The sequence below is a fragment of the Moorena sp. SIO3E8 genome, assembly GCF_010692445.1.
GTDB classification, from domain to species: Bacteria; Cyanobacteriota; Cyanobacteriia; order Cyanobacteriales; family Coleofasciculaceae; genus Moorena; species Moorena bouillonii.
The window spans coordinates 1-15,609 of record NZ_JAAHHM010000024.1 but is presented as its reverse complement, the minus strand read 5'-3'; the positions used below and the strand labels follow the sequence as shown (position 1 = coordinate 15,609).

The following is a 15,609-nucleotide window of genomic DNA, read 5'->3' as shown; positions in this document are numbered from 1 at the left end:
TAGGACTTGATAAGAATTATACAGCAAATGAGTTGGCTTAGTTTTTATGATGTATACTGTGATATTTAGCTAAGACAAATTATCCTAATCCGTCAATCTAACTAAAACGTAAAAATAAGGGAGTGGCTGCCACTCCTATGTCACTTAACATAAGGCTTTTGGGAATACTGTGTAAAGTAAGGAGACTTCCTATTCCGTCATGACTTACTCCTCATCTCAACGACGCGCCCTAGTAGTCCGTAACGATTTTTCTCCCTTTGGCAATAAACTGATTCAGGCTGGTTACGTTAATGCTGACCAGATGCAGGAAGCTTGGCTGGAAACTCGCAAGTCCGGAAGACCCCTGACGGAAGTCATCGAAGCAATGACCGGACGTCAGTTACCACCGGACTTGATCCGCCAATACAAGAAACAGCAGTTGTTTGAACTGAAAGTTCTTTTTGGTGTTGAGTCTCTAGATCCCGAAATTAGTGATATTTCTACTCAGCAAGTCGGTGGCTTGATCGAAACCCTGATTCCTATTGATATTTGCCGTCGCTATCACCTGCTCCCGATATCTAAGCATGAAACTGAGCCGCCATCGGTTTTGGTGGCAATGGTTTCTCCTGATGATTTAGAAGCCCAGGATGATTTGAATCGGATTCTACGACCTCAGGGAATCAAGTTGAAACGGATGGTCATCACTAAGGAAGACTATCAGCAAATCATTAGTCAGTATCTTGACGATCAGTTGGCACGGCAAAAGCAACTAGATCAACAAAAATCCGTAGATGTAAAGGAGGATTTAGAAAATTTAGGCTCATTTGAGAGTTTACAGGATGCCCCAGAGGAAGCGGAAGCAGACCTAGATTCTTCTTTGAATGAGGCAGGGGGGGCTCCGATCATCAACCTGGTCAACAAAATCCTGGCTAAGGCTTTACAAGAAGGGGTTTCTGACATTCACATCGAACCCCAAGAGGATCAGTTGCGGGTGCGCTATCGCAAAGATGGGGTACTGCGTCAAGCCTTTGATGCCTTACCACAGCGAATACATACAGCAGTGGCGGCTCGTTTCAAAATTATGGCAGATCTCGACATTGCTGAAAGACGCTTACCCCAAGACGGTAAAATTCGGCGTATGTTCCAGGGGCGGAAAGTTGACTTTCGGGTCAATACCTTGCCCAGTCGTTATGGAGAAAAGGTGGTTCTGCGGATCCTAGATAACGAATCCACCCAGTTGGGCTTGGATAAGTTGATCACAGACCCAGACACCTTAGAATTGGTGAGGGAAATGGCTAAGCGTCCCTTTGGATTAATCTTGGTGACGGGTCCGACGGGATCGGGGAAATCAACCACCTTGTATTCAATTCTGGCAGAACGTAATGACCCTGGGGTGAATATTAGTACTGCAGAAGACCCAATTGAGTATTCGTTACCTGGGATTACCCAAGTCCAAGTTATCCGGGAAAAAGGCATGGATTTTGCCTCAATTCTACGAGCCTTTCTGCGCCAAGACCCGGACGTGATTCTGGTGGGTGAGACCCGAGACAAAGAAACAGCTAAAACCGCGATTGAAGCAGCTTTGACTGGTCACTTGGTCTTGACTACTCTACACACTAATGATGCGGCTGGTGCGATCGCTCGTTTAGATGAAATGGGTGTTGAACCCTTCATGGTTTCTGGTGCCTTGCTGGGAGTGTTAGCTCAACGATTGATGCGGCGTGTTTGTTCCAATTGCCGCATTTCTTACCAACCAAGTTCTGCGGAACTAGCGCGCTATGGTTTATCATCCTCTAGAGAAGGGGGGATTACCATCTATCGCGCCAATACCCTCACACCGGAGCAAATTGCTGAAGCTAGGGCACAAGGTACACTCTGTAAAACCTGTAATGGTATTGGTTACAAAGGACGGGTTGGTGTTTATGAAGTTATGCGCATCTCTGAAAACCTGCAAGCCTTAATCAACGAAGGTGCCCCCACGGAGGAGATTAAGGAAGCTGCTGTAGAGGAAGGGATGATCACCATATTAGCCTATAGCTTGAATTTGGTAAAGGAAGGTTACACCACCTTTGAAGAAGTGGAACGAGTAACCTTTACTGATTCCGGCTTAGAGGCAGAACTGAAAGCTAAGCGCAAGAGTTCTCTGACCTGTGCCACTTGCTCAGCTCAATTACAGCCGGAGTGGCTAGACTGTCCTTACTGTATGACACCGCGTTTTCAAAATTAAATTAGTTATTAGTTAATTGTTAATTAACAATTGGCTATTTTATTTTGACTAATGACTAATCACTAACTACTACTGAGGTTTTTAAGGGAGAGAAGATTATGGAACTGATGATTGAAGACTTGATGGAGCAGATGATTGAGATGGGGGGGTCAGATATGCACATCCAAGCGGGTGCGCCAGTCTACTTCCGCGTCAGTGGTAAACTCCAACCCATTGATGAAGAAGCCCTGAACCCTCAAGCCTGTCAGCGATTGATTTTCAGTATGCTTAACAATTCCCAGCGTAAGGAATTGGAGCAAAACTGGGAACTTGATTGTTCCTATGGTGTCAAGGGGTTGGCTCGCTTCCGTGTCAATGTTTACAAAGAACGGGGTTGCTATGCGGCTTGCTTGAGGGCGTTGTCTTCCAAGATTCCTAATTTTGACAAATTGGGTTTACCGGATGTGGTGCGGTCTATGAGTGAACGACCAAGGGGAATGGTATTGGTCACCGGACCGACTGGTTCTGGGAAAACCACTACCCTAGCAGCCATGATTGATTTAATTAACCGCACTAGGGCAGAACATATTCTGACAGTGGAAGACCCGATAGAATATGTGTTTCCTAACGTCAAGAGCTTGATTCACCAACGTCAAAAAGGTGAAGATACTAAGAGCTTTGCCAATGCCCTGAAGGGGGCACTGCGGGAAGACCCGGATGTGATTTTGGTTGGTGAAATGCGGGATATGGAAACTATTGGTCTAGCTATTTCCGCAGCTGAAACTGGTCACTTAGTATTTGGAACACTACACACTAACTCAGCTGCTCAAACTGTAGACAGGATTATTGATGTGTTTCCATCTGGACAGCAAGCTCAAATCCGAGCTCAACTGTCTAACTCTTTGATTGCAGTATTTAGTCAATGTCTAGTACCAAAGAAAAATCCTAAACCTGGTGAGTTTGGTCGGACTATGGCTCAGGAAATCATGGTAGTGACACCAGCTATTTCTAACCTGATCCGGGAAGGAAAAACTTCTCAAGTTTACTCTGCTATCCAAACCGGTATGAAATTGGGAATGCAGACCCTGGAACAAGCTTTAGCTTATCAGGTGAAATCTGGCTTGATCTCTTTGGAAGCAGGACTTAGTAAAAGTTCTAAACCGGATGAATTGCAGCGTATCCTTGCTGGTTCTGGAGGGATGAATTCTAAGGGCGGTAGAGCAAAGGCGACCCGCTAGTCGTAAGCTATCAGCTATCAGCTTAAGCGCTACGCGCACGCTACTTGAGGTGCTATCAGCTAATGCGCTACTTGAGGTGCATATGCTTTGATCGGCTTTTGCCCAGACTTTCAATTCTCTAAAATCTCTTAATATTAAATTATCCCTTTCGAGGTTTATTTTAAGCTGACGGCTGACAGCTGTTCGCGTAGCGTGAGCTAAAAGCTCAGGGCTGACGGCTTATCCCTAGTCTAGAGGAAGCAACTACTCTTATCATAAAACTTGCTATTAGACTTAATCTAGAAAAAAGCCATGCCTACTTTTATTGCTCAAGTTCGGGACAAATCAGGCAAATCCAAAAAAGAAAAAATTGACGCTGCTACTCCTGAACAAGCCCGCAGCATGCTAGAACATCGGTATGCTACTGTTGGCAGCGTCAAGAAAAGCTTAGATATTGACTTTAGCCTATCAAGCCTTTCTGAAAAATTTACCAATGTCACGATCAAAGACAAAGCGGTCTTTTCTCGTCAGTTTGCCGCTATGGTTAATGCTGGTGTGGCGATCGTCCGATGTCTTGGGGTTTTAGGGGAACAGTGTTCTAATCCTAAGCTGAAAAAGGCGTTGATGAACATCAGTGCTGAGGTCCAACAAGGCACTAATCTATCAGATGCCATGCGTAAGCATCCAGATTGTTTTGATGATCTTTATGTGAGTATGGTTCAGGCTGGAGAGGTTGGGGGTGTACTTGATGAAGTGCTCAACCGATTAGCTAAGCTGCTCGAAGATATGAATCGCCTGCAAAACCAAATCAAATCAGCTATGGCTTACCCTACTGTGGTAGGATTTTTAGCCCTACTGGTTTTTCTGGCAATGACGATGTTTCTGATCCCAATCTTTGCTGGGATATTTCAAGATTTAGGAACCGAATTGCCAGTTTTAACCAGATTTATGCTATGGTTGAGCGGCATCCTCAGAAGTTGGAAAGTTCTGATTCCTATTGTTGTTGTAATTGTATTAGTTACCGCTTTCAAGTATTACTACAAAACCCCCATGGGTAAGTTACAAATTGATGGTTTGCAGTTGAAACTGCCTCTATTTGGTGAGTTGAATGAAAAAGGCTCTGTAGCTCGCTTTTGCCGAGTGTTTGGCTCCTTAACTCGTTCGGGAGTACCGATCCTGAATTCCTTAGATATTGTCAGAGATACAGCGGGTAACCAGGTAATTTCTAATGCTATTAACTCAGCGAAGAATGAGATTCAACAGGGTGGAATGATTAGCCTCGCTTTACAACGAGAAAATATTTTTCCTCCTTTAGCAATTCAAATGATTAGTATTGGTGAAGAGACGGGTGAGTTGGATTCTATGGTGATGAAAGTTGCTGACTTCTATGAAGATGAAGTGGAGCAAGCGGTTAAAGCACTAACTAGTATCTTGGAACCAATTATGATTGTGGTTTTGGGAGGCATGGTTGGTGTGATCTTGATATCTATGTATCTACCAATGTTTAAAGTGTTTGAAACTATGGGCTAAGCTGGTCTTAATTTAAATTCAATGGTTCTGACAGCAGGGCAGCAGGGATCCCCCCTAACCCCCCTTAATTAAGGGGGGAATCGGATCCCCCCTAACCCCCCTTAATTAAGGGGGGAATAGGAGCATGGGATAGGGTTTGACGGTTTTTTTCTAACTGAATAATATCCAATTTAAATGCGCAACAGCTTAATTCGATGCCTGTTCAGAAATCTGATTACGAAGCTTGGCTAGCAGAGTATAGTAACCATGATGGTGCGATCGCACTCCTGAAATCCTATCGACCTTACCTGGAAATGATTCCTAGTATGCGCCGACCTTACGAGAGTGTGATCACCATTCCCTTGCCAGTGGTGAGAATTCGTCACTCGCCATCCTCCTTAGGGCATAAAAGTGTTAGCCATGGCACGATCACCGAAACTGTAGCTTTACCCTGTGATCTAGCTATGGTAATGTGTGATCCCGAATGGAAAATCAAGATGGAGATAGAGATTGTTCTATTTATCCATCGCCCCCATGAAGACTTCTCTGACTTGCTCAGTCGCTGGCGTCAGACCCAAGTTTTACTAGACAAAGACTATGAGTGGCTAATGCCTCCTGGCTATCAACACATTCTCAGTGATGGCGTAAACCGTATCTATCCCCTGTTTGTGGTTTTCCCAGAGACACCCCAACGGATTCAGCGAGGCTTACTAGGGGCTAGTTTACCATTTGTGGTACAAACGACCGATGCGATTAATCTGGAACAGGAGGAAAAATCCAGCTTAGTGGAAGAGGGTGAGGAGATGGGGAGATAGGGAGGTGGGGAGATAGGGAGATGGGGAGGTGGGGAGATAGGGAGGTGGGGAGATAGGGAGGTGGGGAGATTTTGATTAAGGGTAATTATCAGGAAATTATTTGATTATAGCGTTTTTCTCAGCTATAGACAAGTAAACAGGATTTTTTCCCTCTTCCGTTCCCCCCTTATTAAGGGGGGTTAGGGGGGATCCCTTTTCTAACTTCCCTACTCCCTATTCCCTACTCCCTACTCCCTACTCCCTACTCCCTACTCCCGACTATTTCACAAACTGCGGCATGACTTCAGCAGCAGTCAATAGACCATAAATACCCTTGTGATGTAGGGAAACTCCTGCTTTTAGATAGCCAAAGGCGGGACCACAGACATTAGCCGCCATACTGGTTTCATCACCAAGGGTAAAGGTGTGAGTGGAAATCTTACCCTCAAAGGTGCGACCTGTGATTTGGACATTGGTACTGAGGGGTTTTTTAGGATTGCGGGTATCAACGACACCACCAACAGAAACGCGATCGCGTGAGCAAATCCCTGCTAGTTCCAGCATCACATCATCAGCATGTTCCATATTCTCTAGGCTGATGATGCCTTGGGTTTGATCTAATAACGCTTCGACTTCAGCATCACTCATGGCTTTGGCTCGTTCTACATCATAACCGGGAAGGTGAGCAATATCTTCTCGAATGGTTGCTCGATAGGCTTCCCAGTTAGCAATCCCTACCCCAAAGGTAATCTTGACACTGTGAATCTCGGCATAGCTTTGAGATGCGATCGCAGCAGCAGCGGTCAATAGTCCTGGTGTCGCACCGCAGCCAGTCATATAGGTAATTCCAGCGGCTTGCAATTCATCTTGCAGTTGCAACAGTTGTTCTACAGCACTAGTGCGCTTGAGAGCATCTACTAACACTCCCTGCCAACCCGATTGAATAAATTGCTTAACTACCGATGCCATAAAGGTATTCGGTAAATTTGGCAGTGCTAGGAAATATCCATCTACTGTCGCGTTTTGGATTAAGTCTTCGATACTGTTGCTACTTAAAGTGCCACCTGGTTCTACATAACCCAATGAACCTTGGGATTGGTAGGTCTGGATACAACGGTCAGGATTTAACCCAGCTGCGTCATAAACATAACCTTTGCGGTCAGCTGCTGCTACCCAAAGCATTTCTCCCTTGGGAGCTAAGACTCTGGTAGCGGCTTGACCTAATCCCCCAAAGCCTAAAACTCCCACTCTGATTCGCTCTAATCCATTGGGATTGGCGGTTTTCGGGTTATTTACACCTCTGACTTGCGTTTCACTCATAACTTATAGACTCTTTAGCCGAACTTTAATAATTCATACTTCATACTTCATACTTTGCCCAGTACCCTCAATTCTCTACATTTTGTTAATCTCAGCCGTCAGCCGTCAGCCGTCAGCCGTCAGCCGTCAGCCCTCAGCCGTCAGCCCTCAGCCTTTAGCTGAAAACTGAAAGCTGAAAGCTGATAGCTGATAGCTGATACCTGATAGCTGATAGCTGAAAGCTGAAAGCTGAGAGCTGAGAGCTGATAGCTGATAGCTGATAGCTGATAGCTTACTTGTTAATAAACCATTTTTGGGTTATACCACCCCTTGACTATTCCCTAAAGTTACGAGAAACTAACAAAATATTAAAGTAAACACTCGATTTACTATAAACTTATGTTAATGTTGTTTGCGCCATGATCTGAATTATTATCATTTGATTAGTGACCAGCTATAGCACTGGTCAGTGATCAGTGATATCAATCCGGGATTAGATACTCCTGGACTGGTGCAACAACCGGTGCCACAACCTCTAAATAGGCATAAACCGAGCACTAAGGCGACTATGGAAACATTAGAGTTTGTAATTTATCCAGATGGTCGAGTCCAGGAAAAAGTCACTGGGATCATCGGAGCATCTTGCGCAGAGGTAACAGCTGCTATTGAAGCTCAGCTAGGACGAGTCGTATATGTTGAGAAAACATCAGATTACTTCGACCAAAAGCTTGAACTGTCGGCAACAGCGACAACTCAAGCTACGGTTAGCCATTGGTAAATTTGTGTTCCAGTTAGTAAATTAGTTTAATTACCAAACATGTCTCATTTCAGCACTATCAAAACCCAAATCCGTAACCGTTCATCCCTAGAAACTGCTTTAAATGACTTAGGGATTGATTGGCAATCTGGTCCTAGCCCTGTGCGCGGTTATCAAGGCCAAACTCGCACTGCTGAAGTAGTGATTGAGCAAGAGAATGACTACGACATCGGTTTTAGTTGGAATGGTAACGCCTACGAACTTGTTGCTGATTTTCAGTATTGGCAACAGCCTTGGTCTGTAGATGGTTTCCTACAAAGGGTAACCCAGCGTTACGCTTACAACACAGTAATGAAGGAAACTGCTAAGCAAGGTTTTGAGGTTGCTGAGCAACAAGATAATAAAGATGGTTCAATTCGTCTCGTGGTACAACGCTGGAGCGCGTAATGTCTGAGTTCTCACCGACGCCAGAGCGTTCGGGTTTAGAACCAGAGTTAGGGGGTGTCTTTCGAGATGCTCCAGAGCGGTCTGGTTTTGAGCCAGAGCTAGGGGGTATTCTGCGACAAAAAGGTGTTTACGTTGATGAAATTACCTGCATTGGCTGTAAACACTGCGCCCACGTCGCTCGCAATACGTTTTATATGGAAGCCGACCACGGTAGATCCCGGGTTTTTCGGCAAGATGGCGACCCAGAAGACGTGATACAAGAAGCGATAGACACTTGTCCAGTAGATTGTATCCACTGGGTTGATTACACTAAGCTTAAAAATCTAGAAGACGAGCGACAATATCAGGTAATTCCTAGAGCAGGATTGCCTATTGAACCAAGTGTTGTGGCTGCCAAAATTAAGGAGAGGAAGCTGGCAAGGAAGCGTAGGAAAAAACGGTAAGCATTCAGCTATCAGCCATCAGCTTTCAGCTTTTAATATTACCAAATCCTCGATGGCTTAGAGCTGTTGAGGGTTTTATGTTGTGTTATCGCAATGGTTTGATTTTAGGGAGCAGGGAGTAGGGAGTAGGGAGTAGGGAAAATGCGATGCTCTGAAAGAGCCGCTACGCGATCGCATTCAACAACAACAATACATTAAAAATGAATAATATTAAATTATAGCACAGCAATATCTTAATTTCTCACAAAATCAAAAATTCTTTAGATCTCTTTCTTACTACTCCCTACTCCCTATTCCCTAATTCCCGTCTTACAAGCAAATACCGCAGGGCATCAATACTTCTGCCCACATAGTCGGAATCCTGGTGTTGTTCAATCCATTCCATGATAGTAGGGAGGATATGATTGGATGTTTCGGCCAATTTGCACAAGGCTTGGGCTGCCCTCCTACGGACATTAGAATGCTGATCCTGAAGCCTTGCTATTAGAGCGTTGACGACGGTTTCTGAGCTGTTGCCCAAATTCCCCAATGCTTCGGCTGTCCACCAACGCACAGCGGAATCGGGATCTTGAAGTCGTCCCACCAGGGCATTTATTACAGGTTCTGAGCTGTTGCCCAATTCGCCCAAACCTACGACTGTCAACCAACGCACATGATCATTCGAATCCTGAAGCTGTGGTAGTAGGACGCTGACTATAGTTTCTGAGCTATTGCCCAATTTGCCCAAGGCTCTGGCTGCCTCCCCACGTACATGATAATCGGGATGCTGAATCAGAGCTAGGAGGGCGTTGACTACTGTTTCTGAGCTGTTTCCCAAATTCCCTAAGGCTGAGGCTGTCCACCCACGCACATTAGAATTCTGATCTTGAAGCAAAGCTAGGAGGGGGCTGACTACTGTTTCTGAGCTGTTTCCCAAATTACCCAAGGCTCTGGCCGCCTCTATACGTACATGATAATCGGGATCCTGAAGCAAAGCTAGGAGGGGGCTGACTACTGTTTCTGAGCTGTTTCCCAAATTACCCAAGGCAAAGGCTGCCTCCCCACGTACATTCGAATTCTCATCCTGAAGCAAAGGTAGGAGGGCGCTGACTAAGGTTTCTAAGCTCTTGTCCAATATGCGCAAGGCAAAGGCTGCCATACCACGCACATCTGAATTCTCATCCTGAAGCAAAGCTAGGAGACGGCTGACTACTGTTTCTGAGCTGTTGCCGAATCTGCCCAAGGCATTGGCTGCCCTCCTACGGACACTAGAATTCTCATCTTCAAGCCTTGTGATCAGGGCATTGATTACAGTTTCTGAGCTATTTCCGAATTTGCCCAAAGCATAGGCGGCTTCCCTACGTACATCAGAATTCTCATCTTTTAGCCGTGCTAGCAATATTGTAATTACCTGTTCCTTTTCCCCTAACTCGTATCGATAGTTAAGCAATCGTGTCTCATCAATTAAATCTGTTCGCTCTTTCAACAATTCCAATACCTGTGCCTCAAAATCCGTGTCATACAAACTACAAATTCTTTGAAAAACCTGCTCGTAAACCATCTCCCCAACCCGCTCCTCACTACTCACCTCCAACTCAACCAACCGCTCTAAAATCTCTTGCACTAACTCACGATCAGCACCACGCAAATTCTTCGGGTCTTCTGCCAAACAATTACCAGCAAACAACAAATCCCGATGTAACCACTGCTCATAGTTACTATTATTAGTCAATACTGCTCGAATTGCCTTTGCCGCATTTTTCGGTTTTTGTTGTGCTATCAGCAATAGTAACACTTCGCGCCAGTGGGAGTCATGTAAATGCTCCCGAATATGATTCAAAACAATATCGAAATCATACTCATTCTCGGCTTGATAGTTAATCTCTTCAGCACACAAATATTCCTGAAAAGTTTTATGGACAAACCCATAATAATCTTGCCCCTGCTCATTCAACAAGCTAGTGCGGTCGCGAATCAAGGTTAAAAATACTTCTGCTTCTTCTTTAGCTTGATATAACTGCACCTGTTTCAAGGTTTTAATCTGCTGACTCAACTGAGCAATCAAATCATCTTGGTTAATCAGCGTGCCGCCTTCGTTATATTCACTATTTCCTTGGCGATGAATCCAATAAGCCAGCAATTCCATCAATCGACGCAAATCATATAAATCTAGATACTTAAATATTCCCTGATTGCTGATTTCTTTATTAGCATCCCAAGAGGTTAACAAGGTTTTGACTGCGCAATTATAAAGCTCAAACCGTTCTTTGGGCAATACTGCTTGATACCGATGAATTAATGCAATAATTGTCAACAGTAACGGATTCCGTGCCAACAAGGTAATCCGGTCATTATCATCCAGGGCTTTTCGTAAACTCTCCTTGCGCCTTTCGGCTTCTGCTTGGTCTTGAAACCGACTGTTATACCAGTTATCAATAAATGCGGAAATCTTCTGGTCATCAAAGGGTTGGATTTGATAGTGGGGAAATTCCTCAGTGCGGAAAAAGTCGCGCCGATAACCAGCCGGTCTAGATGTAATAATAGCGCGATTTCTGTCAAACTGTCCTAAAAAATTCTCGATGCGCTTGACTACATCATGGCGTTTAGCCTCTTCTGCGACTTCATCCAAACCATCCAGCAATATCAAGGCTCTACCATCAGATAACCAATGCTCAAAAAATCCCACTGGTAACGGTTTCACTGACATGGTGTTTTCAGCAAATATCCGAGCATAGTCGATTAGGCTTTTATCGAGATCTCTGGCAAAGTCTCGCATCCTGATTAAAATCGGTAACCAGTCGGTATCACCCTTTAATCCCAAAACCTCAGGATTTCCCTGAGCTAACATTACTGCAAAATAGCTCATCAAGGTGGTTTTACCAGAGCCTGGGGCACCCAAGATTACCACTCGTCTCGACTGACTTTGGCTCAATAACTGCTCAGCCAAGAATTTCCGGCCAGTTGTCTTTTCCAATAGTAGCCTTTCTGGATTTTCTCCACTACCAACTGTTAACAACTCCCGCTCCCAAGGGCGAGCAGTTGATACGTCTTCCACTACATCTGGCATTACAAAAATCTGGGCTAACTTCTCGGATTTTTCTACTTCTTGCCCAGGCACAGCAATGCCAGCAAATTTGACATCATCATACCAGTTAGCTAACTGTTGATTATAATCTTGTTTAGCTACCTGAAATTTTATATAAGTATCCGTATGCTGAAAATAAGCATTAATAAATGTCTCTATCCAAGGCTTGAGACTGTCTTGATTTAGTTTAATAGTCTTGGATTCAGCTTCTTGTTGAAATACCGTGCTTAAAATATCCCGGTCTGGCTTACCTTGATGAAGTAACGGTTTCTGTAATTCCGCCAAAACAGCCGGGTTAGTAAAATACTCGTGCAAAAACCTACTAACTCCCTTCCAGCCATCCGGGGGAGCGTAAAAAAATAAGCGCTGTTGACTATCCAGTTGTTTGTCCCATTGATCAACCGCTTCTGCTCCGGCTTTGATAGCTTTTTCGATATCGCTTTTCGTCAAGGCTTGAGTTAAGCGTTTACCTGCTTCTTTAGCAACAATACTTAACAATGGTGGCGCTATTTGCGATAGTTCCAAACCAGCCAAAAGGGACAATGCTGCCATAATTTATAGGTAATTATGTTCGATTGGTTTAATTATAGCAATTTCGGGAGCAGGTTTTTTGCATGGGTTGTGATCCCCCTAAATCCCCCTTAATAAGGGGGACTTTACAGAGCGATTTCCGGACTTCACTCTTATTAAGTAAAGGGAGAAAAAGTAGATAGATTTCCGGACTCCCCCCTTATTAAGGGGGGCTGGGGGGGATCGTACTAGAAAATGGCATATAAAGGGTTTCATCCCCGATTATATCCCGCATGGAATGGGGAAAAAGTAGATAGATTTCCGGACTCCCCCCTTATTAAGGGGGGCTGGGGGGGATCGTACTAGAAAATGGCATATAAAGGGTTTCATCCCCGATTATATCCCGCATGAAAGGGAGAAAAAGTAGATAGATTTCCGGACTCCCCCCTTATTAAGGGGGGCTGGGGGGGATCGTACTAGAAAATGGCATAGAAAGGGTTTTATTCCCCATTATATCCCGCATGAAAGGGGGACAAACTAGAGAGATTTCCGGACTCCTCCAATCTAACACCATTACTCTAATTCATCATCCCTAATTCATAATCCCTAAAAAAAGGCGATAGTCTGATCCGCTAAACTATCCCATGATTACAGTCTCAAATTAAATGCGATGCTCTGAAAGAGCCGCTACGCGATGAAGCGTTTCGGCAAAGCCGACGCTACGCGAACGCAAAGCGTGGCCTTTGGCCTCAGCTTCCGCTAAAAGCGAACGCTAATTAAAAATATCAGCCAAAAAATACTAATCTAGTTTTTTTATATATACCCCCTCCCGAAAAAAAATCTAAAAAAAATGTTGAAAAATACTTGACAAAATAAATAATCATTTATTAACATAAAAATGTCCCAAAAACAACAGCAAAAAACATTATGGACATCGAAAACTTTCTCCCAAATTTTGAGTATAATCCCAACAATCCTAATTTCCCTGAATTATTTGGCCAACCCCAGCCAGGACGGGAGCAAATCAAACATATATTGATCGGTTCTCCCAAAACCGTCCGGGTCACAATCTATAATCTTTATAGCCGTGGCTACGCCCAAGTTCATGAGTGGAGCGCTCCTCAACCTACCGGAAATCCTGGTGAGGTGATCAGTATTTTGATTCGACATCTGTTGGTAGATTAAGATAGCAAGTTGTCAGGGATTCCAATCCCTGACAACAAGGAAAAAACTGAGGAGAAAGTACGACGTCTAAAGTCTGAAACCTAAGTTAGTATGTTGTTGATTTGGTGAACACATAGTCAAGGTTCCTAGGGCTCTTGACTATTACAAGAAATAATTCGGTCAAGGATTGGAATTAACCAGAACTTGACCGAATTTTTTTTATTTTGATTAGGGAATCAGGAATCAGGAATCGGGAATCGGGAACAGGGAATCGGGAATCGGGAATCGGGAATCGGGAATCGGGGAGATGTTGCGTAGGGTGTGTTAGGGGCGGGCTTGGTTTGATGTTCAATCTGTTGCCTGGGACAGCCCGCCCCGTAACGCACCAACCAAAGCCTTACTTGCGACAATGCAATAGTTTTTTTAAACACCCACATAACCCACATAACCCATTGCATCTTTTCAGAAATCCTGTTAAAATAACAATATCGTTAAAGCAATGGTTTTACCGCCATGATGATTTCTACCGCACAAGCTGCTGAATTACTAGGTATCTCTGCCACTCGCGTCCGTTTCCTGTTGAGCAAGGGCAGAGTTAAAGGAGCTTATAAGGTCGGTAGAACTTGGGTGATTCCCTTATTTGATGGCATGCCAGTCGTTACCCCTGGCACTCGCGGACCGAAGCGGAATTGGTCAAAGCGTACAAATTACACGAAGGCGGTCATCCACGTTAATCAGAAAGTGATTCGCCAAAATCTCAAGACCGGCGAACGCAATCCAGTGATTACGGTAAAACGAGGCTCTAACAATACTTACGGTCATACTGTCGAAGTCAATGGCCCTTGTCGGGTCATGTATCGCCCAGATAATCCCCTACATTGTGGAGCACGGGTATGGATTGAGACGATTTCTGATTTTAAGGTGAGCTGAGCGGGGGTGAGGTAGGTTTTTAGTATTTAGCTATTTCCTTTTCATTGGAGAGAGCGAAATTATCTAGAGAAACCTTTGCTGAATAGGCAATCCCATCCCGCTGATACAAAATTAATAGGCTATTTGCTTTTAGAACCTTGTAACCCAAAAATTTATCTACTCCACTTAGGACTTCCTGATAGTCATTACCATTGAAATGGGTAAATGCTATTGTGAGCAGATCATTGTTTGTTAATCTTCCATCACCATTGGTATCTTGTTTAATAATTTGGTATAAAACGGCTATAACTGGTTTCGATTTAAGCCTATTATTCTCTTTATCATTAGTTCCTGAAATGAAGCGATCGCTAGCAATTAAATAGTCATTCTTAGCAAAGAGCCATTTGCTATTACCTGTTTCACTATCCAAAAACAAATAGTTTCTAGTTGAGCGTGTAGACTTGCTATAATAGGATTGGGTATAAGATTGGTCTGAGTGAAGCGGCACCATTAGATAGGTTGTGCCTGACCATTAAAACGGTATAAAACGGTATTTTATGCAACAAAATAGACACTTGACAATTTTATAGCGCTAAGGTATCATTAAAGTACCAAGATAATTAACGACGATGGCTAAAAAAGTAGGAGTAACTAAGAAAATATCAACTCAAATCGTCCCTGTTGTGGGGACGACTGAGGCGGTTGAGTCTGAGTTGCTGTCTACAATGAAAAAGCTTGGCATCGTCAGGGCTGAGTCTTACAACAAGCTGGGGAGTATTAGCCACTGGGGGCTTGACTGGAAAAAGTCATACCCAGAAGTCAGAAGCTTCAGGACTCCCGAATCATTGGGACTGCCCTCTAAGTTGATGGAGTGGACAGTCAGCGATGTCGCCAAAGCGATCACCGCTCAGCAGGCAGCTTGTACTGAAGCGGTGATTAAAAAGATTTACAAAAGGTTTCCTGGGAAGGACAACCAGAAGATAAAAAAAGAGCTTTGTAAACAGCTTAAAACCTTAGCTTTTCTGGACAATTCACTCCTACATAGACTTGTTAGGAAGGAATATCAGAGAGGCCATTCTTGGGTAAGGAATCAAATAGTTTACCAACAAGGAGGGTACAAGTGCAAGCGACTCTCCCGTAACACTTGTCAGCTGGAGTTAACCGGGTTAGTAAGAAGAAAAAGGGTAAGCATTCAGGTGATGGGGTTGACAAAAAGGGAAGGATGAGTAGTAGTGTAGAACCATGGAAATCAAACCGCCAGCTATCCCAAATAGCTTTGAAGCTCTGGAACTGCTGCCCCAATCAGTTCTG

Annotated in this window: 13 protein-coding genes and 1 pseudogene; 10 read left to right on the top strand and 4 right to left on the bottom strand. The window is 44.1% G+C overall.

Going from position 1 to position 15,609, the window contains the following annotated elements:
* The first annotated feature begins 199 nt into the window (after positions 1 to 199).
* The 4 genes from F6K46_RS13080 to F6K46_RS13065 all read left to right on the top strand — a co-directional run bounded on the left by F6K46_RS13080 (position 200) and on the right by F6K46_RS13065 (position 5,726).
* Positions 200 to 2,206 (top strand): GspE/PulE family protein, encoded by a 2,007-nt coding sequence (locus F6K46_RS13080; RefSeq protein ID WP_293059806.1) that lies wholly within the window; start codon positions 200 to 202, stop codon positions 2,204 to 2,206.
* A gap of 98 nt (positions 2,207 to 2,304) precedes the next feature.
* The gene (locus F6K46_RS13075; RefSeq protein WP_293059809.1) at positions 2,305 to 3,423 is read left to right on the top strand and encodes a type IV pilus twitching motility protein PilT; all 1,119 of its coding nucleotides are present in this window, start codon (positions 2,305 to 2,307) and stop codon (positions 3,421 to 3,423) included.
* 291 nt (positions 3,424 to 3,714) lie between these two features.
* Positions 3,715 to 4,932, top strand: a complete 1,218-nt coding sequence (locus F6K46_RS13070; protein ID WP_293059812.1) for a type II secretion system F family protein — start codon at positions 3,715 to 3,717, stop codon at positions 4,930 to 4,932.
* 194 nt (positions 4,933 to 5,126) lie between these two features.
* Complete coding sequence (locus F6K46_RS13065; protein WP_293059815.1) at positions 5,127 to 5,726, top strand: hypothetical protein; 600 nt, start codon at positions 5,127 to 5,129, stop codon at positions 5,724 to 5,726.
* 258 nt (positions 5,727 to 5,984) lie between these two features.
* Here the strand turns inward: F6K46_RS13065 and F6K46_RS13060 are convergent, their stop codons facing one another.
* Complete coding sequence (locus F6K46_RS13060) at positions 5,985 to 7,025, bottom strand: saccharopine dehydrogenase-like oxidoreductase (RefSeq protein ID WP_293059818.1); 1,041 nt, start codon at positions 7,023 to 7,025, stop codon at positions 5,985 to 5,987.
* A gap of 547 nt (positions 7,026 to 7,572) precedes the next feature.
* On the opposite strand from F6K46_RS13060, the gene F6K46_RS13055 reads away from it, so the two are divergent.
* The 3 genes from F6K46_RS13055 to F6K46_RS13045 are packed head-to-tail and all read left to right on the top strand — an operon-like array spanning position 7,573 to position 8,651.
* A complete protein-coding gene (locus F6K46_RS13055) occupies positions 7,573 to 7,782 on the top strand; it encodes a DUF2997 domain-containing protein (RefSeq protein ID WP_293059841.1) in 210 nt (69 codons plus the stop codon).
* Positions 7,783 to 7,821: 39 nt separating this feature from the next.
* Entirely contained in the window at positions 7,822 to 8,208 is a 387-nt protein-coding gene (locus tag F6K46_RS13050) for a DUF1257 domain-containing protein (RefSeq protein ID WP_293038194.1), read from the top strand.
* Positions 8,208 to 8,651 carry a ferredoxin gene (locus tag F6K46_RS13045; RefSeq protein ID WP_293025515.1) on the top strand — a complete coding sequence of 148 codons (444 nt, stop codon included), beginning with the start codon at positions 8,208 to 8,210 and terminating at the stop codon, positions 8,649 to 8,651. Before F6K46_RS13050 ends, F6K46_RS13045 begins: the two co-directional genes overlap by 1 nt.
* A 283-nt stretch (positions 8,652 to 8,934) precedes the next feature.
* Here the strand turns inward: F6K46_RS13045 and F6K46_RS13040 are convergent, their stop codons facing one another.
* A complete protein-coding gene (locus tag F6K46_RS13040) occupies positions 8,935 to 12,267 on the bottom strand; it encodes a HEAT repeat domain-containing protein (RefSeq protein WP_293059821.1) in 3,333 nt (1,110 codons plus the stop codon).
* A gap of 885 nt (positions 12,268 to 13,152) precedes the next feature.
* On the opposite strand from F6K46_RS13040, the gene F6K46_RS13035 reads away from it, so the two are divergent.
* Positions 13,153 to 13,410: a hypothetical protein gene (locus tag F6K46_RS13035; RefSeq protein WP_293059824.1), complete on the top strand. Its 258-nt coding sequence runs from the start codon at positions 13,153 to 13,155 to the stop codon at positions 13,408 to 13,410.
* Positions 13,411 to 13,625: 215 nt separating this feature from the next.
* Here F6K46_RS13035 and F6K46_RS13030 read toward each other — a convergent pair whose 3' ends face one another.
* A complete protein-coding gene (locus tag F6K46_RS13030) occupies positions 13,626 to 13,847 on the bottom strand; it encodes a hypothetical protein (protein WP_293059827.1) in 222 nt (73 codons plus the stop codon).
* A 55-nt stretch (positions 13,848 to 13,902) separates the two neighbouring features.
* Between F6K46_RS13030 and F6K46_RS13025 the strand changes: the two genes are divergently transcribed.
* A complete protein-coding gene (locus F6K46_RS13025; protein WP_070395180.1) occupies positions 13,903 to 14,319 on the top strand; it encodes a helix-turn-helix domain-containing protein in 417 nt (138 codons plus the stop codon).
* Between the two features lie 19 nt (positions 14,320 to 14,338).
* On the opposite strand, the gene F6K46_RS13020 is transcribed toward F6K46_RS13025, so the two are convergent.
* On the bottom strand, positions 14,339 to 14,809 hold the full coding sequence (locus F6K46_RS13020) for a hypothetical protein (protein ID WP_075903456.1): 471 nt from the start codon (positions 14,807 to 14,809) through the stop codon (positions 14,339 to 14,341).
* A gap of 118 nt (positions 14,810 to 14,927) precedes the next feature.
* Here F6K46_RS13020 and F6K46_RS13015 point away from each other — a divergent pair.
* Positions 14,928 to 15,482: pseudogene (locus tag F6K46_RS13015) on the top strand (transposase); the annotation flags it as partial.
* Positions 15,483 to 15,609: the final 127 nt, after the last annotated feature.

Coding starts and splice junctions, on each gene's coding strand:
- F6K46_RS13020 (WP_075903456.1), bottom strand. CDS start 14,809: ATGGTGCCGCTTCACTCAGACCAATCTTATACCCAATCCTATTATAGC.
- F6K46_RS13025 (WP_070395180.1), top strand. CDS start 13,903: ATGATGATTTCTACCGCACAAGCTGCTGAATTACTAGGTATCTCTGCC.
- F6K46_RS13030 (WP_293059827.1), bottom strand. CDS start 13,847: ATGCAATGGGTTATGTGGGTTATGTGGGTGTTTAAAAAAACTATTGCA.
- F6K46_RS13080 (WP_293059806.1), top strand. CDS start 200: ATGACTTACTCCTCATCTCAACGACGCGCCCTAGTAGTCCGTAACGAT.
- F6K46_RS13040 (WP_293059821.1), bottom strand. CDS start 12,267: ATGGCAGCATTGTCCCTTTTGGCTGGTTTGGAACTATCGCAAATAGCG.
- F6K46_RS13060 (WP_293059818.1), bottom strand. CDS start 7,025: ATGAGTGAAACGCAAGTCAGAGGTGTAAATAACCCGAAAACCGCCAAT.
- F6K46_RS13035 (WP_293059824.1), top strand. CDS start 13,153: ATGGACATCGAAAACTTTCTCCCAAATTTTGAGTATAATCCCAACAAT.
- F6K46_RS13070 (WP_293059812.1), top strand. CDS start 3,715: ATGCCTACTTTTATTGCTCAAGTTCGGGACAAATCAGGCAAATCCAAA.
- F6K46_RS13075 (WP_293059809.1), top strand. CDS start 2,305: ATGGAACTGATGATTGAAGACTTGATGGAGCAGATGATTGAGATGGGG.
- F6K46_RS13065 (WP_293059815.1), top strand. CDS start 5,127: ATGCCTGTTCAGAAATCTGATTACGAAGCTTGGCTAGCAGAGTATAGT.
- F6K46_RS13055 (WP_293059841.1), top strand. CDS start 7,573: ATGGAAACATTAGAGTTTGTAATTTATCCAGATGGTCGAGTCCAGGAA.
- F6K46_RS13045 (WP_293025515.1), top strand. CDS start 8,208: ATGTCTGAGTTCTCACCGACGCCAGAGCGTTCGGGTTTAGAACCAGAG.
- F6K46_RS13050 (WP_293038194.1), top strand. CDS start 7,822: ATGTCTCATTTCAGCACTATCAAAACCCAAATCCGTAACCGTTCATCC.